Origin of the sequence: Amycolatopsis albispora, assembly GCF_003312875.1 — a bacterium.
Classification (GTDB): Bacteria; Actinomycetota; Actinomycetes; order Mycobacteriales; family Pseudonocardiaceae; genus Amycolatopsis; species Amycolatopsis albispora.
Genome location: NZ_CP015163.1, coordinates 2,349,969 through 2,374,136, shown reverse-complemented (window position 1 = coordinate 2,374,136; position 24,168 = coordinate 2,349,969). Strand labels below are relative to the sequence as shown.

The following is a 24,168-nucleotide window of genomic DNA, read 5'->3' as shown; positions in this document are numbered from 1 at the left end:
CGCCGGGTCAGCAGGCCAGCCGTCCGGCGGTGACGGTCACCTCCCTGGCGCGGAAGCGCCGCTGCCACAGGCGGTCGTGGGAGACCGCGACCACCGCGCCCCGGTAGCCGGCCAGCGCGGCTTCCAGCTGCTCGACGAGCATCGGCGAGAAGTGGTTCGTCGGCTCGTCGAGCAGCAGCACGTCGACCGGGTTCTCCAGCAGCCGGTCCAGCCGCGCTCGCCGGCGCTGCCCGACCGACAGCGGGCTGCCGTCGTCCGGTTCGTCCTGCGGCAGGTAGCCCACGCACCCGTGTGCGCGGGCCGCGCCCGGTGCCAGTTCACCGGCGAGCACCCGCAGCAGGCTCGACTTGCCAGCCCCGTTCGGCCCGGTGACCAGCAGCCGGTCGCCGGGCCGCAGGGTCAGCCCGGACAGCGCGATCCGGCCCGGGATGTCCACATCGGACACCTCGAGCAGCGGCCCGTCCACCGCGCCGGTGGTGCGGGCGCTGGTGGTGAACCGCGGTGGATCGGGCGGCCGTGGCACCGGTTTCGCCCGCAGCCTGCCCAGGCGTTCCCTGGCCGAGCGGGTGCGGGTGGTGATCGACTGCTGCACCCGGCGGCCGTCCCCGTTGTACTTGCACTTGTTGTGGTCGGCCATCGGCCGCCCCGGCGCCACCCGGTAGGCGGTGTGCTCGGCGAACTCCGTCCAGCGCGCGATTTCCGCCCGCCAGTCGGCGTACGCCTGTTCCCACCGCAACCGGGCGGCGCGGCGCTCCTTCAGGTAGCCGTCGTAGCCCGTGCCGTACCGCCGGACCGCACCCGAGTCCACCTCCAGCAGGGTGGTGGTGATCGCGGTGAGGAACAGCCGGTCGTGGGAAACGGCCACCACCGTGCCGCGGTGCCGTCGCAGCCGGTTTTCCAGCCAGCTCAGCGCTTCCGCGTCGAGGTGGTTGGTGGGCTCGTCGAGCAGCAGCAGTTCGGGATCGGCGGCCAGCACGGCCGCCAGCGCCAGCCGTGCCCGCTCACCACCGGACAGCTCACCGAGCCGCCGGTCCGGCGCGAGGCCGGACAGCCCGAGCGTGTCCAGTGCCTCCGCCAGCCTGGCGTCCACTGTGTACCCGTCGCGGCGTTCGAACTCGGCCAGCAGCGCGCCGTACTCCGGCAGGTCCTCTTCGGACAGATTCCGTTCCGCCCGCCGCAGCTCGGCTTCGAGCCAGCGGAGGTCGGCCAGCGCGCTGTCGGCCGCGTCGGCCACCGTGGCCTCCGGCGGCAGGGCGAGCACCTGGTCCAGGTAGCCCACCCCACCGGGGAAGCGCACGGTGACCTCACCCGAATCCGGCGCCACCGTGCCCGCCATCAGGCGGAGCAGGGTGGACTTGCCGGAGCCGTTCTCCCCGACGATCCCGGCGCGTTCGCCGGGCCGCACGGTCAGCGTCACGTCCTGGAGTACGCGGTGACCGGGAAAGCCCTTCGAGACCGCGTGCAGGCTCAGCTGCGCGATGTCGGTTCGTATCAAGCGCTTTCCTCCTTTCCGTGGTGCAGCCTCAGTTCCCGGCCGGTCCAGCCGCGGCGGAGCCAGCGGTCGTGCGAGGCGATCACCACGGCACCCGGTGCGGTGCCCAGCGCGGCGAACAGCTCCTCGGCCAGGGTGAGGGAGAGGTGGTTGGTCGGTTCGTCGAGCAGCAGCACGTGCGGCGGCTCGGCGAGCAGCAGGGCCAGCGCGACCCGCCGCCGCTGGCCGACCGAGAGCTGCCCCACCGGCCGGTCCAGGTCGCGGCGGGCGATCAGGCCCAGGTCGGTCAGCGCCGCCGCACCGGCCAGCTCACGCGGGGTCCGGCGCGGGTCGGGAAAGGTGACGTCCTGTTCCAGCAGCCCGATCTTGACACCGCGTCCGCTGTGGACGGTGCCGCGGGCCGGGGACAGCCGCCCGGCCAGCACGTGCAGCAGGGTCGACTTCCCGGCGCCGTTGCCGCCGGTGATCAGCAGCCGGTCGTCGGCGGCCAGGTCGAGTTGTCCAATGTGGAGCCTCCCGGGTACTTCGATGCCGCGCGCGGAGATGGCGAGCTTGTCCTCGACCGCGGACGCGGTCAGGTTCGCCGAGAACCGCAGCGGTGCCGGTGGTTTGCGGACCTGGTCGCGGCGCAGTTCCTCGTACCGCAGCTGCGCGTTGCGCACCCGCCGCGAGATCTGCTTCTGCACCCGCCCGTCCTTGAAGTCGTAGAGCATCTTGGCGTTGTCGCGCTGCGGCCGGTTGTGCGCCACGGTGCGCGCGGTCACCGCGACGGCTTCCTTCAGCTTCTTGAGTTCATCCTGTTCCTCCGCGTAACGCTGTTCCCAGCGCGCTCGTTCGGCACGCTTGTGCTCCAGGTACTCGGAATACGCGCCGCCGTACCGGGTTGGCCCGCCGAGGGCCGGGTCGAGGTCGACGATGTCGGTGCACACCGCGTCGAGGAACACGCGGTCGTGCGAGGACAGCACGATCACCCCGGGCAGCGCGGCGAGGTGGCGTTCCAGGAACTCCATGCCCGCGTCGTCGAGGTGGTTCGTCGGCTCGTCCAGCAGCAGGGTTTCCGGCTGGCGGATGAGCAGCGCGGCCAGGCCGAGCCGTGACCGCTGGCCGCCCGACAGCGTGCCGAGCGGCCGGTCCGGCGAGATGCCGGCCAGGCCGAGCCCGTCGCAGACCAGCTTGGCGCGCCGGTCGGCGTCCCACAGGTCGTGTGCCTGCGCCCACTCCAGCGCCTGGCCGTACTCGTCGAGCACGGCCCGGTCCTCCGGTGACGCGGCCAGCTGCTCGGTCAGCCGGTCGAGCCGGTCGGCGGCGGCGCGGATCTCGCTGAGCGCGTCGTCGATGACGTCGGAGAACCGCGCGTCGCCGGGAAAGGGCAGTTCCTGCAGCAGGAAGCCGAGGTCGGCCCCGCGCTGCACCTGACCGGCGTGTGGTTCCTCGAGTCCGGCGAGCAGGCGCAGCAGGGTGGACTTGCCGGCGCCGTTCTCACCGACGAGCCCGAGCCGCTGCCCGGCGCTGGCGACCAGGTCGAGGCCGTCGAAGAGGACGCGGTCGCCGTAGCTGAAGGTGAGCTCGGTGGCACGCAGGTACAGAGAAGACACCGAAAGAGACATGGAACATCACCGGCCCGTGGGAGATGGGGAAGCACCCGCCGGGCATCGAGCCTCGGACGCGGATGAGGGCTGGGATCAGTTGTCCATGATGCGGTGAGCTTAACGCAACTGAAGTTGAGTTAGCAACCCCTTGTCCGGAGAAATTTTCCGTGTAACTCTGAAAGAGAACTTTCGAAAGAATTCTTTCAGGTTGGAGGAGCGATGGCCGAGCTGCCACCGCGCACCCGCGTCCACGACGTGGCGCTGCTCAAGGCGCTGGCCCACCCGCTGCGGTCGGCGCTGCTGAACTACCTGATGTCGGTGGGCCCGCGCACCGCCAGCGAATGCGCGGCCGCGGTGGATTCGACCGCCTCGAACTGCAGCTGGCACCTGCGCCAGCTCGCCGAGTTCGGCATGGTCGAGCGGGCCGAGGGCGGGGACGGGCGCGAACGGCCGTGGCGGGCGAAGCACGTCGGCCTGGATTTCGGCGAGTTCGACAACGAGCCCTCCGCCCGCTCGGCGCGGCTGGCCGCGTTCGGCACCCGGCTGCGCGAAGAGGAACTGCTGACCCAGCGCTATCTCGACACCGCCGACCAGGCCGAACCCGAATGGCGGGAGGCCGCGTCGATCGGCTTCTACGGCCTGCGGATCACCGCGGCCGAGCTGGCGGAGCTGGTGGCGGCGGTGGACGCGCTGATCCGGCCGTACGTGGCCACCATCCGGCAGGACGCGCCCGCCGACGCGCGCCCGGTGCACGCCAGCCTGCGGGCTTTCCCGCGCATCGAGGCGGACGGGCGGCCGAGCAGATGAACCTGCTGCGGGACGGGAAGTTCGCCAGGCTGTCGGCCGCTTCGCTGTGCTCCGAGATCGCCGAGTGGATCTTGCAGGTCTCGCTGCCGCTGGTGATGTACCGGCTGACCGGCTCGGCGGCGTCCACCGCGCTGATGATGATCATCGGGCTGGTGCCGGCGGTGGTGGTCAGCCCGCTCGCCGGGCCGCTCGCCGACCGCGGCAACCGGCACCGCGTGCTCTGCCTGGTCTCGCTCGCGCAGGCCGCGGTGGCGCTGCCGCTGCTGCTGGCCGAGCACGTCGCCGTGCTGTACGCGGTGATGGCGGCGCAGGCCGGGCTGGCGGCGATCGCCGAACCCGCGCGCAACGCGCTGGTCCCGCAGGTGGCCGGCCCGGACCGGGTGACCGGCGCGAACGGGCTGATGAGCGTGAACGCCAGCGTGGCGCGGCTGGCGGGCGGCTCGGCCGGTGGCTGGCTGCTGGCCTCCGGCGGGCTCGGGATCACGGTGGCCGTCTACGCCGGGGTGCTCGCGCTGGCCGGCGCGTTGTTCGCGCCGCGCTTCGCCCCGGACCTGCCGGGCACGGGGGAGCGGCCGCACGTGCTGCGGCAGTGGGTCGACGGGCTGGCCGAGGTCCGGTGCAACCCGGCACTGCGGGTCGTCTCGGTGGCGGTGGTCCTGCTGCAGGCCGCGCAGGGCATGTTCCTGGTGCTTTTCCTGGTTTTTGTGCTCCGGACCCTGGGGGGTGACGAGGCCGACGCGGGACTTCTGCGCGGGGTCCAGGCCATCGGCGGGCTGGCCGCGGGGGTGCTGGTGGCGACCGTGGCGCGGCGCGTGGACCCGGCGAAACTGCTCGGCTGGGGCGCGCTGGTGATGGGCCTGTACTCGGCGCTGACGTGGCACACCGCGCACCTGACCACGGCCATGGCGGTGTTCGCCGGACTGTTCGCGGTAGCCGGTGGACCTGGGGTTTTTGTCGGGACGGGGCTGCTGTCGGTGGTCCAGACGGTGACCCCGCCGGAGCTGACCGGGCGGGTGCTGAGCACCGCGTTCGCCGGGATGGCCGCGGCGCAGGCGGCGGGCATGCTGGTGGCCGGCGCGCTGGCCGACCGGATCGCGCTGGACCTCCTGCTCGGCGTGCAGTCGTTCCTGTTCCTGCCGGTCGCGGTGGTGGTCCTGCTGCGCTTGCCCCGGCGGCCGAGCCCGGCGCTAACGTAGGGGACGTGCCCACCCTCTTCGCCACCAGTGACCTGCACGTGACCCACGAAGGCAATGCCGAGGTCGTCGACACCATCCAGCCGGACGGGCCGGAGGACTGGCTGCTGGTGGCCGGGGACGTCGGCGAGCAGGTCCCGGCGATCATGAAGACGCTGAAGATGCTGCGCGACCGGTTCGCGAAGGTGATCTGGGTACCGGGCAACCACGAGCTGTGGACCACCGACCGCGATCCGGTGCAGCTGCGCGGGCAGGCGCGTTACGACGAGCTGGTGCGCCGCTGCCGCGAGATCGACGTGCTCACGCCCGAGGACGAGTTCGCGGTGTGGGAGCACGGGAGCGAGCCGCTGACCATCGCGCCGATGTTCCTGCTGTACGACTACAGCTGGCGCACCCCCGCCGCGCAGGGGCGGCCGCTGTCGGTGGCGATGGACCAGGCGCGGGAGGCCGGGGTCATCTGCACCGACGAGTACTTCCTGCACCCGGACCCGTACCCGACGCGCCAGGAATGGTGCGCGCAGCGGCTGAAGGTGACCGAGCAGCGGCTGCAGCAGATCCCGGCGGACCGCAAGACCATCCTGATGTCGCACTGGCCGCTGCACCGGCACCCGACCGAGCCGCTGTACTGGCCGGAGTTCGCGATGTGGTGCGGGACCACCGAAACCGAGGACTGGCACCTGCGGTTCCGCGCGGAGATCGCGGTGTACGGGCACCTGCACATCCCGCGCTCCACCCAGGCCGACGGGGTGCGCTTCGAAGAGGTCTCGCTCGGCTACCCGCGTGAATGGCGCAAGCGGGCCCGGGGGCCGGTGCCGCTGCACCGCCTTCTCTGATCAGTCGTCGCGAGAAGTCCCTGGGGTGGCTCGTTTCGCCAGTAAGGCGGCGAGTTCGACGCGGGACCGGACGCCGAGCTTGGTGTAGATGTTCCGCAGGTGGTGGTCGACCGTGCGGTGGCTGATCACCAGCCGCCGCGCGATCTCGCGGTTGGTCTTGCCGCCCGCGACCAGCAGCGAGATCTGCGTCTGCTGCGGGGTGAGCGAGGGCAGGTCGCCGTCGGCGGGCCCGGCCGGGTCACCACCGGCCGCGCGGAGTTCGGCGCGGGCGCGCCCGGCCCAGAACTCGGCACCGTGCTGGTCGAACAGGCGGGCCGCGTCGCCGAGCAGTTCGCGCGCGTCGCGGAAGCGGCGGTCCCGGCGCAACCGCATGGCCTGGCACAGCTGGGTTTTGGCCAGTTCCAGCGGGGTCCTGGCGAGCCGGTGCAGGTCCACCGCGGCGGTGAAGTGCTTGTCGGCGACGTCCGGATCCCGCGCCAGCAGACCGTGACAGCGTTGCGCGAGTGCCCGCCACTGCACGCTTCCGGTCGCTTCCGCCCAGCCGTCGAGCACCCGCAGCCCGCGCACCGCGTACTCCGGTTCCTCACACCGCACGGCCGCTTCGACCAGCAGCGGGGTGGCGAGCACGGCGATCGCTGGTTGCGCGTGCCCGGTGTCGGCGGACAGCGTGCGGAAGCGGGCCAGCGCGTCGTCGGGGCGGTCGATGGCGAGGTCGGCGCACACCTCGGCCCACGCGGCGATCGCGCGTGGCCGCCCGAGCGAGCGCCGGTCGAGATCGGCCTGGTCGAGCCACTTCCGCGCGGTCGCCACATCACCGAGTTGCGCGGCGGACAGCGCCAGCACGGTCAGGTTCTCCGCGGCGCAGGTGCGCTGGCCGGTGCTTTCGGCCAGCCCCTCGGTGGCCGCGGCCACGGCGGCGCGGTGCCGGTCGAGCAGGGCCGCGGACATGCCCAGGTGGATCAGCGCCCACGGCAGCGTGGTCACCGCGTCGATTCGCGCGCGGGCCACGGCCGCCGCCGCGTACTCGTGTGCGAGCGCGGTCCGGCCCAGCGCGAGCGCCGCTTCCGCCGCCCACACCTGGCTCCGGACGTCACCGGGCGCCACGCGCAATGCTTCCTCCAGCGCGGGGATGGCCTCGTCGTGACGTCCGGAGAAGGTTGCGGCCAGCCCGCGCAGGTGTGCCGCGGCGAGCCGGACGCCCGGCGCGTCGGCGGTGCGTGCGAGCTGGGTGGTGCGGTCCGCGACGGCGGCGAACCCGCGGAGGTCACCGCTGATCCGGCGGGCTTCCCCGGCCAGCATCAGCGCGACCGAGGCTTCGGACGGCGGCAGGGTTTCCGCCGCGGTCAGCAGTTCGTGCGCGGCGACGGCCGGTTCACCGTCGCGCAGCTCGATTTCCCCTTGCAGCAAACGATCCCCGGCCCGGCGCAGCAGCTTGCGCGCCCATGCGGTCCGGCCCAGTTCCCACGCGCCGCGGGCGGCCGGGACCAGCCACTGTGGACCGTTCTCACCGAGCGCCGCCGCGCGTTCGAAGGCGTGTACGGCTTCGACCGTCACGCCCGCGCGCACGGCGGCTTCCGCCAGCACCGTGGCCATCGCCGGGGCCGCGTCCTCCCGGACGGTGGCGCGGACCGCGGGACTGGCGAGCAGCCCGGAGGCGTGTGCTTCGTCGCGGGCCCGCACCCCGCACCGGTCGAATTCCGCCTGGGGCAACGGTGATTCGGACGCGGCCAGCAGCACGAACCGCCTAGCGGCTGGGGAAAGCCCGTCGAGGACGCGGCGGTAGGCGGCGCGCTGACGACCGTCCGGCGGCAGCGTTTCCCCGCCGGACTCCGCCAGCTCCAGCAGATCCGCTGGATTGCCGCGGGCACGTGTGAGCAACCGGGCGCGCTTGGCGGGGGAGAGGGCCGCCGGCAGCAGGGCCGCGGCGTACGAGTCGTCGAGCGGCGCCAGGCGGATCGTCGGCAGGTCTTCGAGCGGGTCCGGCCCGGCCGGTCCCGGCCCGCCGGCAAACACCATCACCACGGGCAACCCGGCCAGCCGCCGTGCCGCGAACGCCAGCACCTCGAGCGACGGCTCGTCCCACCACTGCGTGTCGTCGGCCCAGCAGAGCACCGGCCCGAGCCCGGCGAGCAGGCGGTGGACCGCGCTGCGCAGGGCGAACTCCGCCGGTTCGGCACCACCCAGGCCCGCCGCGAACCGCACCTCGCCGGAACAACCACCCGCCACCGGCCGCAGGAACCGGTGCAGCGCACCGAACCGCAGCGACCGCTCGGCCGGGCAGCCCGCCGCGCCGAGCTGCCGCGGCCCGCTCGCCCTGGCGTGGTCCAGCAACCGGGTCTTGCCGATGCCCGGCGGCCCGGTGAACCGCACCACCCCGCCCCCGGTGGCCAGCAGTTCGTCCAGCACCGCCACTTCCCGCTCCCGCCCCGGCGGCGGACCGGTCATGTCAGCTGTTCGCGCAGCGCCCGCTTGAGGATCTTCCCGGCGGCGGACACCGGCAGCTCGGGCACGAACCGCAGTTCGCGCACCCGCTTGTACCCGGGGACCTGCGCGTTGACCGCGTCGAGCACGGCCGTGTCGGACACCGAGGCGCCGGCGGGGACCACAAAGGCCACCGGCAGCTCGCCGACCGCCGGGTCGGGGCGGCCGACCACCGCGGCGGCGGCCACCTCCGGCAACGCGATGAGCAGCTCCTCCAGCTCACGCGGGTAGACGTTGTACCCCTTGTACAGCAGCATGTCCTTCTTGCGGTCCACAATGGACAGGTAGCCGTCGGCGTCCAGCACGCCGATGTCACCGGTGTGCAGCCAGCCGTCCCGCAGCACTTCGGCGGTGGCTTCGGGCCGGTTGTGGTAACCACGCATCACCTGCGGGCCGCGCACGCAGACCTCACCGCGTTCGCCGGGCGGGACTTCGGTGTCGTCGCCATCCAGGGACGCCAGCCGCACTTCGGTGTCGAACACCGGCCGCCCGACCGCGCCCGCCTTGTGCCTGCCGGAGCGGTGCGACGGGGTGCTGGTGGCGCCCATGGTGACCTCGGTCAGGCCGTAGCCCTCCAGGATCGGCGCGCCCGGCAGCAGGCGGCCGAGCTGGTTGATCATCTCCAGCGGCATCGGCGCCGCGCCGGAGCTGATCGAGCGGACCGAGCCGAGGTCACGGGTGCGGATGTCCGGGCAGGCCAGCAGCGCGGCGAACAACGCGGGCGCCCCGCCCATCGAGGTGACGCGGAGGCGCTCGACGTCGGCGAGGTAGGCGGCCGGGTCCAGCTTCGAATGCAGCACGATCGTGGTCCCGCTGAGCACGGGCACGTTCAGCCCGCCGATCGTGCCCATCGCGTGGAACCACGGCGTCAGGTTGATCGCGATGCCGGTACCCAGCCGGGTCGGCCACTCCTCGGCGCTGCCGACCTGGTCCAGCACCAGCCCGCCGTGCTCGTCGAGCGCGGGCACCGAGCCGGTGCCCCAGCAGGCGTACTGCAGGCAGTTCACCACCACGTTCCGGTGCGTCAGCTCGACGCCCTTCGACACGCCGGTGGTGCCGCCGGTGTAGGCGAGGTGGGCCAGGTGCTGGTGGATGTCCACGTCGATTTCCGGCGGCGTTTCGCGCTGCCCGGCGCTGAGGGCGGGCACGTCGGCGGCGGTGATCGTGCGCACCGCGCCCGCGTCGGCCAGCTGGGCCCGCGCGGCCGGTTCCGGCAGCAGCGGGCTGACCGGCACGAAGGTGCCGCCCGCCAGCAGCGTGCCGTAGTAGGCCACCGGGTAGGCCAGGCAGTTCGGCATGCGCAGGCCCACCGGGTCACCGGGGGAGAGGCCGTCGGCGAGCAGGCCGTTGGCGAACGCGGCGGCGGCCTGGCCCAGCTCGCGGAAGCTGAGCTGCTCGCCTTCGTGCACGAAGGCGGGGCGGTCGCCGTACCGCCGGGCGGACCCGGCCAGTATCGACGGCACGCTCACCTCGGGGTAGTCCAGCGACGGGCCGAAACCGGGCAGCCAGGTGTCGGGCATGGGGACACTCCTTAGTGGACAACAGCGTCCGGGAGGCACACGCGAGCCTGTCCGCATGAAACACCAAGGCGATGTGTTTCACAAGCGTCGAAGGTGGCTATCTCACCGCCGCCGGCGTGCCCTCGACAAGAACTCCCAGCAGCTTGGCCGCCGCTTCGAGGTTCGGCCTGCCCGCCGCGACCACGTCGGAGTAGAGAAAGGATTCCCCCAGACGCACCAACGCGAAGCTGAGCGAATCCAGGTCGACCACCGGCGTGAAGCCGCCGTCGGCGACGTCGCGGGCGAGCAGCTCGCGGTAGGCGGCGATCACCCGCGGCTGCACCCGGCCGTGGGGATCGGTGAGCACCCGGATCGCCGTGGTCGGCTCGTTGTCCAGCAGCACGCGCAGCCCGGTCGAGGCCGCCACGTCGGCCCGGTACCAGCCCATCACGGTCAGGCAGCGCAACCGGCCCTCGGCGTCCCGCACCACCGGGCCCTCGGTGGTTTCCCAGCGCCGGACCGCCTTGGCCAGGGTGCGCTCGGACATCAGCCAGAGCGCGTCGCCGAGCAGGTCCTCGCGGTTGCCGACGCGGCGGAACAGGGTGGCGCGGGAGATCCCGGCCTCGACGGCGAGCGTGCCCAGATCGAGCCGTTCGCCGCGCACCAGCTTGCGCGCGGCCCGGCGGACGAGGTCCTCGGCGGGTGCGGTCACGAGTGAAAAGCCTATCGGCGGCGGTCCGCGGCACGGGTGAACGCACGCGGGCTGGTGATTTCACCGATGCCAGCCGGGCGCGGCGGGTGCCAGAGTCAGCACCGTCCGTCACGTTCCACCCCAGAAGGAGCACAACGAAGTGCGCAAACGACTCACCGGTGCCGCGCTCGCCATCGCGCTGGGCGCGGCCACGTTCGCCGGCCCCGCCGCGAGCGCCGCCGAGAACCCGTACGAACGCGGTCCCGACCCGACCACCTCCAGCATCGAAGCCCCCACCGGACCGTTCTCCACCGCGGAGACCACCGTGTCCAGCCTGGTCAGCGGGTTCGGCGGGGGCACCGTCTACTACCCGACGAGCACCGCCGAGGGCACCTACGGCGCGCTCGCCATCTCGCCGGGGTTCACCGCCACCCAGTCCAGCATCTCCTGGATGGGCAGGCGGCTGGCCTCGCAGGGGTTCGTGGTGATCACCATCGACACGAACACCATCTACGACCAGCCGGCCAGCCGCGGTGACCAGCTGCTCGCCGCGCTGGACTACCTGACCCAGCAGAGCCCGAGCACCGTCCGCAGCAAGATCGACCCGTCGCGGCTGGCCGTGGCCGGGCACTCGATGGGCGGCGGCGGCTCGCTGGAGGCCTCGGTCAAGCGGCCGAGCCTGCAGGCGGCGATCCCGCTCGCGCCGTGGAACACCGACAAGACCTGGAACACCGACCAGGTGCCGACCTTCATCATCGGCGGCGAGTCGGACTCGGTGGCGCCGGTGTCCAGCCACGCCGAGCCGTTCTACACCTCGCTCACCAGCGCGCCGGACAAGGCGTACCTGGAGCTGAACAACGCCAGCCACTTCTTCCCGAACACGCCGAACACCACGCAGGCGAAGTACATGATCTCGTGGCTGAAGCGGTTCGTGGACAACGACACCCGCTACGAGCAGTTCCTCTGCCCCGGGCCGTCGAAGTCCACGCTGGTCGAGGAGTTCCGCAGCACCTGCCCCAACGGCTGAGTCCCCCGGGGAGGCCGTGCGCGCACGGCCTCCCCGGTAGGTTCTGCGGTCGTGGACGAACTGCTGGGGACGGTCGGTTCCGTCGAATGCCGGGTGGCCAGGACGCGGCGCCCGTGGGAACTGGGTCTCGACGCGATCGTGGTGCCGGTGGGGGACACGCTCGGCGAACTGGGTGACTCGCTCCGAGAGCGGTTTCCCCGCACGAACTGGGAGGCCATCCCGTTCGGCTCGATCTCCCCGGAGTCGCCGTGGACGATGAACCTGGGCGGCCAGGGGAGTCCGCCGCTCGGGATCTTCGTCGCCTCACCGGCCCAGTTCGGCGAACCGTGGGAGCCGGGCGTGGCGGTGCGGACCGCCGTGGCGGCGGCGGCCCGCTCGGAGGTCAGCTCGCTCGGGATGCCGTTGCTGTCCGCCGGGCGCCTGGGCAATCCGGCCGAAGTGGCCGCCGAGACGGTGGTTTCCGCCGCGGCGCGGGAGCTCGAGCGGGCCGGCGGTGACCTCCGGCGGCTGGTGTTCTTCGGGAAGTCCGAGACGTCGGTGTCCGCGATCCGGGCGGCGTTCTCCCGGGTGCACGCCGGTGAAGAGCTGGCCGGGGGAGTCAGCCGGGATCTGGTCGATCCCAACCAGAGCATTCCGCTGACCGAGGACCAGCTCGGCGTCGTGCCGTACGTGTCCATGCTGGCCACGGTGATCGCCGACCGGAGCACGCCGCTGCCGTTGTCCGCCGGGGTGTTCGGTGAATGGGGTTCCGGCAAGAGCTACTTCATGGGCCTGCTCCGCGCGCAGGTGGAGCGGCTGTCCGCGGCGAACCCGGACCGCTACTGCCAGGACGTCGTGCAGATCGGCTTCAACGCCTGGCACTACGCCGACAGCAATCTGTGGGCCAGCCTCGGCGACGAGATCTTCCGGCAGCTGGCCGGGGTGGACGCGAAGTCCCCGGAACGCGCCGAGCGCATCCGCGCCGAACTCGCCCTGCGGCTCGACCAGCGCAAGCAGCTGGAAGCGGAAACCGAGGAGGCACGCGACGCCGCCGCCACGCTTCAGTCCGAAGTGGACGCCGCGGCGGCGGGACGCGAGCGCAGCGCCAAGGTCCTCGTCACCGCGCTGCGGAACTCGACGGCCTTCCGCGACCGGGTGGACCGGTTGTGGAGCAGGCTCGGCGTCACCGAAGAAGCCGAGCAGGGCAGGCTGCTCGCCGAGCAGCTGACCGGCTCCGCCGACGACGCGGCCGTGCTCCGGCGGCTGCCGGGTGAACGGCACGGCAGGATCGCGCTCGCGCTGGCCGCGGTGATCCTGGTGGCCGGCCTGCTCGCCCCGCTGGCACGCGAGTGGCTGGCGGGGGTGGCAGTGTTGTTCACCGTGTTCGCGGGCACCGGCATCACCGTGCTCGCGCGCGTGCGCTCGGGCCTGCGCGGCCTGCGTGAACTGGGCGAGGACCTGCACTCCGGCATCACCCAGGCCGTCGAAGCCGAACTGCCGGACAAGCTCGAAGCCCTGCGTGCCGCCGAAGCGAGGCAACGTGTCGCCGAGGCGCAGCTGGCCGAAGTCGTTTCCCAGGTGGGAGAACTCGGCAGGCAGCTCGCCCAGCTCACCCCGGGGCGGCGGCTGTACACCTTTCTCGCCGACCGCGCCCGCAGCGAGTCCTACGCGGGCAACCTCGGCATCATCTCCACCATCCGCAAGGACTTCGAGCAGCTGGTCGCGCTGATGGCCGAGTGGCGGGACAACCCCGGCGACGACACCCCGCGCCCGGTCGACCGGATCGTGCTCTACATCGACGACCTGGACCGCTGCAGCCCGCGTCAGGTGGCCGAGGTGCTGCAGGCGGTGCACCTGCTGCTCGCCTTCGAACTGTTCGTGGTGGTGGTCGGCGTCGATCCGCGCTGGCTGCTGCGCGCGCTGCGCAGCCACTACGCGGAGATCCTGGACCACGGCGTGACCCGGAGGACTACCTGGAGAAGATCGTCAACATCCCGCTGGTGCTGCCGGGGCTGGCGCCGGACGGGATGAGCAGGCTGCTGCGGTCGATGGTGCGGACCACCCCGCGGGAGCCGGTGACCTGGTCCTCGCCGAAGCCGGCCGAACCGGCGCGGGGCGCCATCCAGATCGAGCCGGGGTCCGAAGTGGACGCACAGCGCCAGGCCGTGCGGATGCCCGAACCGCGGCCGCTCACCGAACCCGAGCTGAAGGTGCTGTCCACATTGGACGCTGTAGTGGCCACGCCGCGCGAGGCGAAGCGGCTGGTGAACCTGTACCGCATGGTGCGGGCCACCCGCGACCTGACCCCGGCGTCGGCGTTCCTCGGCCAGGACGGCGAACCGGGGGAGTACCAGGCGGTGGTGCTGCTGCTGGCGCTGCTCACCGGGCACGCGCGCCTGCTGAACGCGGTGCTCGACACCCGCCCGGACCCGGTACGCGGGATCGGCGGCGGGCTGGTGCACCGGGCCCCCTCGAGCGGCTGGCACGAGTTCGTCGACGATCTCGAACCCCACGACGGGGCGAACCGGGTCGCCGGGCCCCTGCCCCCCGACCGGCTCGCCGACTGGCGGCGCCTGCACGCCGGGCTGGCCAGGGTGTCCGCCGCGGTGAACCTGCCCGACGTGTCGGCGTTGCAGCGGTGGGAACCCCGCATCCGCCGGTTCTCCTACGTGCTGGGGCCCAAGAACGGTCAGCGGCGGTAGGACAGCCGGATGTTCTGCGGCCCGGCCGCGGCCCGCTCCCTGGTGAAGGACGACTCCAGCAGGTCGAGCACCGGCTCCCGGCGGCGGCGCCCGATCACCGGCCGCCACAGGAACAGCACCAGCTGCCCGCCGGGGCGCAGCACGCGGTGCGCGTGGTGGATCGCGGCCAGCGGATCGGCGAACTCCTCCAGGCTGTAGCCGTAGAACAACGCGTCCATGCTGGCGTCGGGCAGCGGCAGGGCGCAGCCGTCCCCGGCCTGGTAGGTCATCCGCGCGCCCGGCGCGCCGGTCATCCGCTGCCGCAGCACTTCGAGGCTGGCCGCGTCGGGGTCGAGCGCGATCAGCTCACTGCCCGCGCCGAGGTGCCGGGCCAGCGCCTTGGTGTAGAACCCGCCGCCGCTGCCGACCTCCAGGCAGGTCATGCCCTCGACCGGCCGGACCCAGCGGACGTCGCGGCCACGCAGGTCCCAGCCGAACGCCGCGCGCAGCGCGGGTGAGCTGATCAGCCGGTAGAGCGCCGCCGGGGTGCGCCAGCCCGCCCTGATCTCGGTGGTGGTCATCGTGCAGCTCCTGTCTTCGGTAGCAGCCGGGCCGCGACCACGGCGGCCACGGCGAAGGTGAGGAAGCCGGTGGCGAGCGCGACGGTCATGCCGTCGGTGAACGCGCCGCGCGCCGCGTCGAGCACTTGCCCGGCGACCGGCTCCGGAAGCACCGAGGCGGCCTCGGCCGCGTCGGTCAGCCCGCGCCCGGCCAGTTCCGCCTCCCGCGGCGGAACCCCTGGCACGGCGGGAAAAGCGGCGGTGTAGACCCCGGCGGCGATGCTGCCCAGCACCGCGACGCCGAGCCCGGCACCGAGTTCGTACGCGGTCTCCTCGACCGCCGACGCGGCACCCGCCTGCTCGGCGGGCGCGGCGGCGAGCAGCATGTCCGAGGCGGCGGTCAGCGCCACCGAGATGCCGAAGCCGACGGCGACCAGCACCGGCCCGAGCAGCCACAGGTTCTCCGTGGTGTCCAGCCACAGCGCCGCCGCGCCGAGCGCCAGCCCGACCGCGGCGAACCCGGCGACGGTCACCGCGCGGCCCTCGAACCGGCGCAGCAGCGGCGCCGCGACCAGGCTGCCCGCCACCGCGGCGACCATCACGAACAGCAGCCGCAGCGCCGCCTCCAGCGGCTCCAGCACCAGCACCAGTTGCAGGTACTGGGCGAACAGCAGGCCGAGGCCCACCAGCGACAGCATCACCAGCAGCACGCTGCCGACCGCCACGCTGAACGTGCGCCGCCGGAACAACGCGAGGTCCAGCAGCGGCGAGACCAGCTTCCGCTGCCGCCGGACGAACACCACCAGCAATGCCACGCCCGCCAGCCCGGCGGCCGGGCCGAGCACGGACATCGAGCCGCCGTGCGGGGTCTGCTTGATCGCGAACGCCACGCCGAGCACCCCGGCCGCGGCGAGCAGCGCGCTGAGCAGGTCCCACCGGCCCTCCGGCGGATCCGCCGACTCGGGGATCAGCCAGTAGGTCAGCGGCAGCGCGGCCAGCATCACCGGCACGTTGATGGCGAACGCGGCGTGCCAGCTGAACTCCTGCACCAGGAAGCCGCCGAGCAGCGGGCCGAGCACCGCGCCGGAACCGGCCACGCCGCTCCACACGCCGATGGCCGTGCGCCGCTCCGACCGGTCGGGAAAGGCCTGCCGCAGGATGGACAGCGTGGCGGGCATGATCATCGCGCCGCCCACGCCGAGCACCGCCCGCGCGGCGATCAGCATCGGCACGTTCACCGCCAGCACCGCGGCCACCGAGGCGAGCCCGAACACCACGTACCCGAGCACCAGCACGCGCCGCCTGCCGAAGTGGTCGCCGAGTGTGCCGAAGGCCAGCAGCAGCGGCGCGGCCAGCAGCGAGTAGACCGCGATGATCCACAGCTGCTCGGTGGCGTCCGGGCGCAGCTCACCGGCGATCGCGGGCAGCGCCATGTGCAGCACGGTGGCGTCGATCGAGACCAGCAGCAGGCTGGCGCACAGGATCGACAGCACCGCCCAGCGGCGGCGCACCAGCGCCTCGGTCCTCCCCATGGCGATCATCCTCGCTGGTCGACATGGTGCCGCACGACGGCGTGAAGGCGGATTCGAAGTCATCCTCAAGTCGGACAACCCCTGACGGGGGCGCTCACCGGGCACGCACCAGCACCGGGGTCACCAGGACCAGCACCGCGGCGGGCAGCAGGAAGCCCAGCCTCGGGTCGGCGTGGTAGAGGCCGGTGAAGGCGAGCGGTGAGCAGGCCATGCCGAGGAACCGCAGCGCCTGCACCACCGAGATCGCGCCGTTGCGCGCGGCCCCGGCGCGGGTGATCACCAGGGTGTTCGTGCCGACCGAGACCAGTTGCGCGACCACGCCGCCCGCCGCCCAGGCCACCACGAGCAGCGGCAGCGAACCGGCCAGCCCGAGCGCCGCGACCACGGCGGCGCCGCCGAGCAGGCCGGTGGCCATCGTGGTGAGCGCGCCGAACCGGTCGGAGAACGCGCCGCTGAGCCGGGCGGTGAGGAACCCGGCCGCGCCGAACACGGTCAGCGCGAGCCCGCGTGGACCCGAACTGAGCCCGAAGGCGTCCTCCAGCCGGAAGGCGACCAGGAAGGACAGGCCGGCCAGGCAGCCCCAGCCGACCAGCACCAGCAGCCCCGGCACCGCCGACGCCCGGACCACCGAGCGCCAGTCCGCGCGGTCCCCGGCCGTGACGGGTGCCGGGTCGGCGGGCAACGGCAGGAAGGCCAGCGCGAGCGCGGTGACCGCGATCCCGGCGAAGGCCCACGGCCAGGACACCTCCGCGGCGAGCCCGCCGACCAGCGGCGCGGTGGTGTGCCCGAGCGCCTGCATCGCGGCGAACAGCCCGAGCGCCCGGCCCAGGCGGTCACGCGGGGTGACCGCGGCCAGCTGCGCGAGCAGGAGCGGGGTGATGAACGCGTTCGCCACGCCCTGCAGCCCGCGGGCCGTCATGAACAGCCAGAACCAGGGCGCGACCAGGGCGAGCAGTGCGGTCAGGGCGTAGGCGGCGTAGGCGAACCGCAGGGTGCGGGCCACGCCCCAGCGCTCACCGAGCGTGCCGGAGACCAGCATGACCGCCGCGAACGGGACCAGGTAGACCGTCAGCGACGAGGCCGCTCCGGCGGGTGTCGTCCCGAAGCTGGCGGCGAGTTCGGGCAGCATCGCCACCACCACACCCGCGCCGAACGGCCCGACCAGCCCGCCGAGGTACACCCCGAGTACTCCGTGAGGTCGGCTCAACGCGACCTCACCGTTTCGGCGGAGCCGAAACCAACTATCCGCGGAGGCGGAACGATCAACCCAACCCGCCGGGGCGGCGGCGTCGCAGGTAGCGCTCGAATTCGGCGGCGATCTTGTCCCCGCTGGCCTCGTCCACGGTGATCTCGGCGTCCCGCTCTTCCAGCGAGCGGACGTAGTCGCGGATCTCCTCGTCCTCGTCGGCCATCTCGGAGACCGTGCGCTGCCACTCCTCGGCCTGCTCGGGCAGGGCGCCGAGGGGGATCTCCACGTCGAGGATGTCCTCGAGCTTGTGCAGCAGCGCCAGCGTGGCCTTCGGCGACGGCGGGTGCGAGACGTAGTGCGGCACCGCCGCCCACACCGACACCGCGGGAATGCCCGCCTGCACGCAGGCGTCCTGCAGCACGCCGACGATGCCGGTGGGGCCCTGGTAGCGGTTGCGCTCCAGGCCGAAGCGGGTGGCCGCGGCCGCGTCGTAGGCGGTGCCGGTGACCGGGACGGGACGGGTGTGCGGGGTGTCGGCCAGCAGCGCGCCGAGCGTCACCACGGTCGACACCTGGAGGTGCTCCATGTGCTCCAGCAGCTCGGCGCAGAAGGCGCGCCAGCGCATGTTCGGCTCCGGCCCCTGCACCAGCACCACGTCGCGGCCGAAGCCGTCGGGGTGGCAGACGGCCAGCCGGGTGGTCGGCCATTCGACCCTTCGGGTGACACCGTCCACCATGCGGACAGTGGGACGGCTCACCTGGAAGTCGTAGTACTCGTCGGGGTTGAGCTCGACCAGCGGCGTGGCGTCCCAGTTCAGCTGCAGGTGCTCGATCGCGGTGCTGGCCGCGTCACCTGCGTCGTTCCAGCCTTCGAAGGCCACCACCATGACCGGCTGGTGGTCGTCGGCGGCTTCCGGGGCCGGCTCGGCTTGCGGGCGGTTCGGCTGTTCGGGCTCACTCACTGTGCCAGCCTACGACCTGGCCGAGACCGCGCTGACCGTAGGCTAAGGACCATGGCCGAACGACTCTCCTCGCCCCTGCTGGACGCTCTCGCCGACCGGGTTGTGGTGGCGGACGGTGCGATGGGCACCGCGCTTCAGGCCCACGATCTTTCACTGGACGATTTCGACGGCCTCGAAGGCTGCAACGAGATCCTCAACGTCACCCGCCCCGACGTGGTGCGCTCCATCCACCGCGGCTACCTGGAGGCGGGGGCGGACGCGGTCGAGACCAACACCTTCGGCTGCAACTTCGCCAACCTCGCCGAGTACGGCATCGAGGACCGCATCTTCGAGCTGTCCGAGGTCGGCGCGCGTCTCGCGCGCGAGACAGCGGACGAGTTCGCCACCCCCGACCGGCCGCGGTTCGTGCTCGGCTCGGTCGGCCCCGGCACCAAGCTGCCCACCCTGGGCCACGCGCCGTACGCGCGCCTGCGTGACGCCTACGTGCAGGAGGTGCGCGGCCTGCTGGCCGGCGGCGCGGACGCGGTGCTGGTCGAGACCACCCAGGACATCCTGCAGACCAAGGCCTCCATCGTCGCCGCGCACCGGGCGATGGCCGCCGAGGGCAGGCGGGTGCCGATCATCGCCTCGATCACCGTGGAGACCACCGGCACCATGCTGCTCGGCACCGAGGTCGGGGCCGCGCTGCAGGCGCTGGAGCCGCTCGGCATCGACCTGATCGGGCTCAACTGCGCCACCGGCCCGGCCGAGATGAGCGAGCACCTGCGGCAGCTGTCCAAGCACGCCAGGGTCCCGCTGACGGTGATGCCGAACGCCGGGCTGCCCGAGCTGGGCCCCAACGGCGCGGTCTACCCGCTCGGCCCGGAGGGGCTGGCCGAGGCGCTGGCCGGGTTCGTCCGCGAGTTCGGCGTCGGCCTGGTCGGCGGCTGCTGCGGCACCACCGACGAGCACATCCGCCAGCTGGTCGCCGCGGTCGGGGAGGTCGAGCGCGCCCAGCGCCGCCCGCGCCCGGAGCCCGGCGTGTCCTCGCTGTACCAGGCGGTGCCGTTCGAGCAGGACGCCAGCGTGCTGATGATCGGCGAGCGGACCAACGCCAACGGCTCGAAGGCCTTCCGCGAGGCGATGCTGGAGGGCCGCTGGGAGGACTGCGTCGCGATCGCCCGCGACCAGACCCGCGACGGCGCGCACATGCTCGACGTCTGCGTGGACTACGTGGGCCGCGACGGCGCGGCGGACATGGCCGAGATCGCCTCCCGCTTCGCCACCGCCTCCACGCTGCCGATCATGATCGACTCCACCGAGATCGACGTGATCCGCACCGGCCTGGAGCACCTCGGCGGGCGCTGCGCGGTCAACTCTGTCAACTACGAGGACGGCGACGGCCCGGAGTCCCGGTTCACCCAGGTGATGGAGCTGGTCGCCGAGTTCGGTGCCGCGGTGGTCGCGCTGACCATCGACGAAGAAGGACAGGCGCGGACCGCGGAGAAGAAGGCGGCCATCGCCGACCGGCTGATCGCCGACATCACCGGCAAGTACGGGCTCACCGAGTCCGACATCATCATCGACGCGCTGACCTTCACCATCGCCACCGGCCAGGAGGAGTCGCGCCGGGACGCCATCGAAACCATTGAGGGCATCCGCGAGATCAAGCGCCGCCACCCCGGCGTGCAGACCACGCTCGGGCTGTCGAACATCTCCTTCGGCCTCAACGCGGCCGCGCGGCAGGTGCTGAACTCGGTGTTCCTGCACGAGTGCGTGCAGGCCGGGCTGGGCACCGCGATCGTGCACGCGTCGAAGATCCTGCCGATGTCGAAGATCCCGGACGAGCAGCGCAAGGTGGCGCTCGACCTGGTCTACGACCGCCGCGCCGAAGGCTACGACCCGCTGCAGGAGTTCATGGCGCTGTTCGAGGGCGTCACGGCGTCGTCGTCGAAGGAGTCGCGGGTCCAGGAACTGGCCAAGCTGCCGCTGTTCGAGCGGCTGGAGCGGCGGATCGTCGACGGCGAGCGCAACGGGCTGGACGAGGACCTGGCCGAGGCGCTGCGGACGCGGCCCGCGCTGGAGATCATCAACAACACGCTGCTGTCGGGCATGAAGACCGTCGGCGAGCTGTTCGGCTCCGGCCAGATGCAGCTGCCGTTCGTGCTGCAGTCGGCCGAGGTGATGAAGGCGGCGGTGGCCTACCTCGAACCGCACATGGAGAAGGACGACTCCGGCGGCAAGGGCAAGATCGTGCTGGCCACGGTCAAGGGCGACGTGCACGACATCGGCAAGAACCTGGTCGACATCATCCTGTCGAACAACGGCTACGACGTGGTCAACCTGGGCATCAAGCAGCCGATCACCTCGATCCTGGACGCCGCCGAGGAGAACAAGGCCGACGCCATCGGCATGTCCGGCCTGCTGGTGAAGTCGACGGTGATCATGAAGGAGAACCTGGAGGAGATGAACTCCCGCGGGGTCTCCGCCCGCTGGCCGGTGCTGCTCGGCGGCGCCGCGCTGACCAGGTCCTACGTGGAGAACGACCTCACCGAGATGTACCTCGGCGACGTGCGTTACGCCAGGGACGCCTTCGAGGGCCTGCGGCTGATGGACGCGATCATGGCCGCCAAGCGCGGCGAGTCGCCGGTGCCCGACCAGGAGGAGGAGGCCAAGCGCGCCGAGCGCAAGGCCCGGCGCGAACGGTCGCTGCGGATCGCCGAGGCCCGGCGCGCCAAGCAGGAGGCGGACGAGACCGAGCCGCCGCCCGCGCGCTCGGACGTGGCCACCGACGTGGCGCTGCCGACCCCGCCGTTCTGGGGCAACCGGGTGATCAAGGGCGTGCCGCTGGCCGAGTACTCGGCCATGCTGGACGAGCGCGCCACCTTCATGGGCCAGTGGGGCCTCAAGGGCGCGCGCGGTGGCAGCGGCCCCACCTACGACGAGCTGGTCGAGTCCGAGGGCAGGCCGCGGCTGCGGTACTGGCTGGACAAGCTCACCGCCGACGGGGTGCTGGCGCACGCGGCGGTGGTCTACGGCTACTTCCCGTGCGTGGCCGACGGTGACGACCTGGTGGTGCTCACCGAGGCGCGGCCGGACGCGCCGGAGCGCACCCGGTTCACCTTCCCGCGCCAGCGGCGCGACCGGCGGCTCTGCCTGGCCGACTTCTACCGCCCGCGTGAGCTCGCGCTCGCCGCCGGTGAGGTCGACGTGGTGCCGTTCACCCTGGTGACCATGGGCCAGCCGATCGCCGACTACGCCAACGAGCTGTTCGCCGCCAACGCCTACCGCGACTACCTCGAGGTCCACGGCCTCGGGGTGCAGCTCACCGAGGCGCTGGCCGAGTACTGGCACCGCCGCATCCGCGAGGAACTGCACTTCGCCAGCGGGGCCGCGGTGGCCGAGGAGGACCCGGCGGAAATCGAGCGCTACTTCAAGCTCGAGTACCGTGGGGCGCGGTTCTCCCTCGGTTACGGCGCGTGCCCCGAGCTGGAGGACCGGGCGAAGATCGTGGAGCTGCTCGGCGCGGAGCGCATCGGGGTCAAGCTCTCCGAGGAGTACCAGTTGCACCCGGAGCAGTCCACCGACGCGATCGTCTGCCACCACCCGGAAGCGAAGTACTTCAACACCTAGGAGACGCCGTGACTGAACCGTCCTCAATGTCCACAGTGTCCACAGTGGACGCTGCTGAGGTGGCGGGCACCGGGCTCGCCGCGGTGCTCTGGGACATGGACGGCACCCTGGTCGACACCGAGAAGCTGTGGGACGTCGCGCTGTACGAGGTGGCCCAGTGGCTCGGCGGCAGCCTGTCCGAGGCGCAGCGAGCCACCCTGGTGGGGTCCAATATGGAGTCCACCACCCGGTTCCTGCTGCGCACACTGGGCAAACCGGACACCCCGGAGCTGCGGGCGGAGATAGCCACCTGGATCCGCACCCGCACCGCCGAGCTGTTCGGTGACGCGCTGCCGTGGCGGCCGGGCGCCAGGGAAGCGCTCGCGGCGGTGCGCGCGGCCGGTATTCCGTCGGCGCTGGTGACTTCCACCGAGCGGGAGCTGACCGAGCTGGCGCTGAACACCATCGGCCGCGAGTTCTTCGACGTCACCGTCTGCGGGGACGAGGTGGACGGGCGCAACAAACCGGACCCCGAGCCGTACCTGCGGGCCGCGCGACTGCTCGAAGTGGACCCGGCGCGCTGCGTGGCGGTGGAGGATTCGCCGCCGGGCACCGAATCCGCGGTGGCCGCGGGCTGCACGGTGCTGGTGGTGCCGAACGACGTGGCCGTCGAACCGGGGCCACGCCGCGTGTTCAAGGAAACGCTGGTCGGCGTCGAGCCGGCCACGCTGGTGGAACTGCTCGGCTGACCCTGCCGGCGACGCTGCCGTCGAACGGTCCGTTCCTGCCCGGGATTGCCAGGAACGGACCGTTCGTGGCAGTGCGGGTGGTAACTAGAGGAATTCTGCGGGGATGTCGGCGTGTTTCGTGCCGACCACGGCCACGTAGTGCAGTGGCTCGCCGCTGATGTTGAGCCGGTGCCGGTAGCGCTCCGTGGCGCGGACCTCCAGAACGCCGTTGTCCTGGCAGGTCTTGATGAGTCCGGCGAATCCGGAGGTGTCCTCGTCGGTGAGGAACCGGTCCTTGATCGTGAACGCGATCCAGCCGCCGTCACTGACCAGGTTGAACGCCGCGCGGAACGCGCTCGGCGGGATGTCCGCGTACCCCAGTGCCGCCACGCAGACCATCGTGTTGAACTTCGCCGCGGCGAGCGCGGCGGCGGTTTCTTCGGAGGGGGCGGTCACGTCGCCGACGTGGTAGGCGTCGTAGACCTCGGGACGTTCCCGGCGCGCGGCCTCGGCCGCCTCCGGGATGATGTCGGCGCCGACCAGGTGGCCGACGCCGATGGTGCGCAGCTGCTCGCCGACCAGGCCGTTGCCCGCGCCGAGGTCGAGCACCCGCAGGCCCTCGGCGTCGTAGCCGTCGCGCTGCAGCTGCTCCTTGAGCAGCTTGGCGATGACGTCCGGGGAGCGGCAATCGAGAATTTCGTGGAACAGTTGCTCGTACAGCCCGTGAATTCGGTAGATACGGTCGTAGTCGTGAAAGCGGATGTCGACCCACTCACCGTCCAGGAGAACCGAGCAGTACTCGGCGTCCTGATCGATTTCCTCGGGCCGCTCCGGCAACCTGATCTGCGGCTTGCCCAGTGATCGCTGGTTCTCCATATCACTTCTTCCCGTTGTCTCCCATGTACCGAGGACCATTCCGAGATAAGTGGACGCGACGCCGAACGTCAACATCGACTGGACCATTCGGAGCAGGCAGGCGATGTGACCGGTCTGGCAGCAGGTCCGGCCCGCCTGGGCGCGCGCGGGCGGCGGATGGAAGGATCTGCAGACCGTGAAGACCTTCGATGAGCTGTTCGCGGAGCTGGCCGAACGCGCGCGCACGCGGCCCGCGGGATCGGGCACGGTGACCGCTTTGGACGCCGGGGTGCACGCCCAGGGCAAGAAGGTGCTCGAAGAGGCAGGCGAGGTGTGGATCGCCGCCGAGCACGAGTCCGACGAACGGCTCGCCGAGGAGATCTCCCAGCTGCTCTACCGCGTCCAGGTGCTCATGCTGGGCCGCGGATTGTCCACTGAGGACGTCTACCGGTACCTGTAGAACCGGTAACCGCTACAAAG

General features: G+C 72.1%; 19 protein-coding genes. 9 read left to right on the top strand and 10 right to left on the bottom strand.

Annotation, left to right across the window (positions count from 1 at the left end; genetic code table 11):
- Positions 1 to 7: 7 nt before the first annotated feature.
- Together A4R43_RS11030 and A4R43_RS11025 are read right to left on the bottom strand one after the other, a co-directional pair.
- Positions 8 to 1,495, bottom strand: coding sequence for an ABC-F family ATP-binding cassette domain-containing protein (locus tag A4R43_RS11030; RefSeq protein WP_113692251.1), 1,488 nt, complete (start codon positions 1,493 to 1,495; stop codon positions 8 to 10).
- Entirely contained in the window at positions 1,492 to 3,099 is a 1,608-nt protein-coding gene (locus A4R43_RS11025) for an ABC-F family ATP-binding cassette domain-containing protein (protein WP_113692250.1), read from the bottom strand. Before A4R43_RS11025 ends, A4R43_RS11030 begins: the two co-directional genes overlap by 4 nt.
- 201 nt (positions 3,100 to 3,300) lie before the next feature.
- Here A4R43_RS11025 and A4R43_RS11020 point away from each other — a divergent pair, with 201 nt between their 5' ends.
- From A4R43_RS11020 to A4R43_RS11010, 3 genes are read left to right on the top strand one after another with little or no spacing between them, the layout of a single operon-like run.
- On the top strand, positions 3,301 to 3,888 hold the full coding sequence (locus tag A4R43_RS11020; protein ID WP_113692249.1) for an ArsR/SmtB family transcription factor: 588 nt from the start codon (positions 3,301 to 3,303) through the stop codon (positions 3,886 to 3,888).
- Positions 3,885 to 5,084: an MFS transporter gene (locus A4R43_RS11015; RefSeq protein WP_113692248.1), complete on the top strand. Its 1,200-nt coding sequence runs from the start codon at positions 3,885 to 3,887 to the stop codon at positions 5,082 to 5,084. The genes A4R43_RS11020 and A4R43_RS11015 overlap by 4 nt, the downstream gene beginning before the upstream one ends.
- A gap of 5 nt (positions 5,085 to 5,089) precedes the next feature.
- Complete coding sequence (locus A4R43_RS11010; RefSeq protein ID WP_113692247.1) at positions 5,090 to 5,914, top strand: metallophosphoesterase family protein; 825 nt, start codon at positions 5,090 to 5,092, stop codon at positions 5,912 to 5,914.
- Here A4R43_RS11010 and A4R43_RS11005 read toward each other — a convergent pair whose 3' ends face one another.
- The 3 genes from A4R43_RS11005 to A4R43_RS10995 form a co-directional block, all read right to left on the bottom strand.
- On the bottom strand, positions 5,915 to 8,359 hold the full coding sequence (locus tag A4R43_RS11005; RefSeq protein WP_113692246.1) for a helix-turn-helix transcriptional regulator: 2,445 nt from the start codon (positions 8,357 to 8,359) through the stop codon (positions 5,915 to 5,917).
- On the bottom strand, positions 8,356 to 9,915 hold the full coding sequence (locus tag A4R43_RS11000; protein ID WP_113692245.1) for a class I adenylate-forming enzyme family protein: 1,560 nt from the start codon (positions 9,913 to 9,915) through the stop codon (positions 8,356 to 8,358). Before A4R43_RS11000 ends, A4R43_RS11005 begins: the two co-directional genes overlap by 4 nt.
- Before the next feature lie 97 nt (positions 9,916 to 10,012).
- A complete protein-coding gene (locus tag A4R43_RS10995) occupies positions 10,013 to 10,606 on the bottom strand; it encodes a QsdR family transcriptional regulator (RefSeq protein ID WP_113692244.1) in 594 nt (197 codons plus the stop codon).
- Positions 10,607 to 10,745: 139 nt separating this feature from the next.
- On the opposite strand from A4R43_RS10995, the gene A4R43_RS10990 reads away from it, so the two are divergent.
- From A4R43_RS10990 to A4R43_RS10980, 3 genes are read left to right on the top strand one after another with little or no spacing between them, the layout of a single operon-like run.
- Positions 10,746 to 11,612 carry an alpha/beta hydrolase family protein gene (locus tag A4R43_RS10990; RefSeq protein WP_113692243.1) on the top strand — a complete coding sequence of 289 codons (867 nt, stop codon included), beginning with the start codon at positions 10,746 to 10,748 and terminating at the stop codon, positions 11,610 to 11,612.
- 51 nt (positions 11,613 to 11,663) lie between these two features.
- Positions 11,664 to 13,622 (top strand): P-loop NTPase fold protein, encoded by a 1,959-nt coding sequence (locus A4R43_RS10985; protein ID WP_113692242.1) that lies wholly within the window; start codon positions 11,664 to 11,666, stop codon positions 13,620 to 13,622.
- Positions 13,592 to 14,293 (top strand): hypothetical protein, encoded by a 702-nt coding sequence (locus A4R43_RS10980; protein WP_113692241.1) that lies wholly within the window; start codon positions 13,592 to 13,594, stop codon positions 14,291 to 14,293. Before A4R43_RS10985 ends, A4R43_RS10980 begins: the two co-directional genes overlap by 31 nt.
- Here the strand turns inward: A4R43_RS10980 and A4R43_RS10975 are convergent.
- The 4 genes from A4R43_RS10975 to A4R43_RS10960 form a co-directional block, all read right to left on the bottom strand.
- On the bottom strand, positions 14,281 to 14,853 hold the full coding sequence (locus A4R43_RS10975) for a class I SAM-dependent methyltransferase (RefSeq protein WP_113692240.1): 573 nt from the start codon (positions 14,851 to 14,853) through the stop codon (positions 14,281 to 14,283). The two genes, A4R43_RS10980 and A4R43_RS10975, sit on opposite strands and share 13 nt — an antisense overlap.
- Entirely contained in the window at positions 14,850 to 16,364 is a 1,515-nt protein-coding gene (locus A4R43_RS10970; RefSeq protein ID WP_113692239.1) for an MFS transporter, read from the bottom strand. Before A4R43_RS10970 ends, A4R43_RS10975 begins: the two co-directional genes overlap by 4 nt.
- Positions 16,365 to 16,458: 94 nt before the next feature.
- On the bottom strand, positions 16,459 to 17,571 hold the full coding sequence (locus A4R43_RS10965; RefSeq protein WP_236808906.1) for an MFS transporter: 1,113 nt from the start codon (positions 17,569 to 17,571) through the stop codon (positions 16,459 to 16,461).
- A gap of 55 nt (positions 17,572 to 17,626) precedes the next feature.
- Positions 17,627 to 18,514 (bottom strand): PAC2 family protein, encoded by an 888-nt coding sequence (locus tag A4R43_RS10960; protein WP_113692238.1) that lies wholly within the window; start codon positions 18,512 to 18,514, stop codon positions 17,627 to 17,629.
- A 51-nt stretch (positions 18,515 to 18,565) separates the two neighbouring features.
- Here A4R43_RS10960 and metH point away from each other — a divergent pair, with 51 nt between their 5' ends.
- A complete protein-coding gene (gene metH / locus A4R43_RS10955; protein ID WP_113692237.1) occupies positions 18,566 to 22,126 on the top strand; it encodes a methionine synthase in 3,561 nt (1,186 codons plus the stop codon).
- Between the two features lie 26 nt (positions 22,127 to 22,152).
- On the top strand, positions 22,153 to 22,854 hold the full coding sequence (locus A4R43_RS10950; RefSeq protein WP_113692236.1) for an HAD family hydrolase: 702 nt from the start codon (positions 22,153 to 22,155) through the stop codon (positions 22,852 to 22,854).
- Between the two features lie 84 nt (positions 22,855 to 22,938).
- Here the strand turns inward: A4R43_RS10950 and A4R43_RS10945 are convergent, their stop codons facing one another.
- On the bottom strand, positions 22,939 to 23,709 hold the full coding sequence (locus tag A4R43_RS10945) for a class I SAM-dependent DNA methyltransferase (RefSeq protein WP_113692235.1): 771 nt from the start codon (positions 23,707 to 23,709) through the stop codon (positions 22,939 to 22,941).
- 175 nt (positions 23,710 to 23,884) lie between these two features.
- Between A4R43_RS10945 and A4R43_RS10940 the strand changes: the two genes are divergently transcribed.
- Positions 23,885 to 24,148 (top strand): phosphoribosyl-ATP diphosphatase, encoded by a 264-nt coding sequence (locus A4R43_RS10940; RefSeq protein ID WP_113692234.1) that lies wholly within the window; start codon positions 23,885 to 23,887, stop codon positions 24,146 to 24,148.
- Positions 24,149 to 24,168: the final 20 nt, after the last annotated feature.

Coding starts and splice junctions, on each gene's coding strand:
- A4R43_RS10950 (WP_113692236.1), top strand. CDS start 22,153: ATGTCCACAGTGTCCACAGTGGACGCTGCTGAGGTGGCGGGCACCGGG.
- A4R43_RS10970 (WP_113692239.1), bottom strand. CDS start 16,364: ATGGGGAGGACCGAGGCGCTGGTGCGCCGCCGCTGGGCGGTGCTGTCG.
- A4R43_RS11020 (WP_113692249.1), top strand. CDS start 3,301: ATGGCCGAGCTGCCACCGCGCACCCGCGTCCACGACGTGGCGCTGCTC.
- A4R43_RS11000 (WP_113692245.1), bottom strand. CDS start 9,915: ATGCCCGACACCTGGCTGCCCGGTTTCGGCCCGTCGCTGGACTACCCC.
- A4R43_RS11015 (WP_113692248.1), top strand. CDS start 3,885: ATGAACCTGCTGCGGGACGGGAAGTTCGCCAGGCTGTCGGCCGCTTCG.
- A4R43_RS11005 (WP_113692246.1), bottom strand. CDS start 8,359: ATGACCGGTCCGCCGCCGGGGCGGGAGCGGGAAGTGGCGGTGCTGGAC.
- A4R43_RS11025 (WP_113692250.1), bottom strand. CDS start 3,099: ATGTCTCTTTCGGTGTCTTCTCTGTACCTGCGTGCCACCGAGCTCACC.
- A4R43_RS10975 (WP_113692240.1), bottom strand. CDS start 14,853: ATGACCACCACCGAGATCAGGGCGGGCTGGCGCACCCCGGCGGCGCTC.
- A4R43_RS10945 (WP_113692235.1), bottom strand. CDS start 23,709: ATGGAGAACCAGCGATCACTGGGCAAGCCGCAGATCAGGTTGCCGGAG.
- metH (WP_113692237.1), top strand. CDS start 18,566: ATGGCCGAACGACTCTCCTCGCCCCTGCTGGACGCTCTCGCCGACCGG.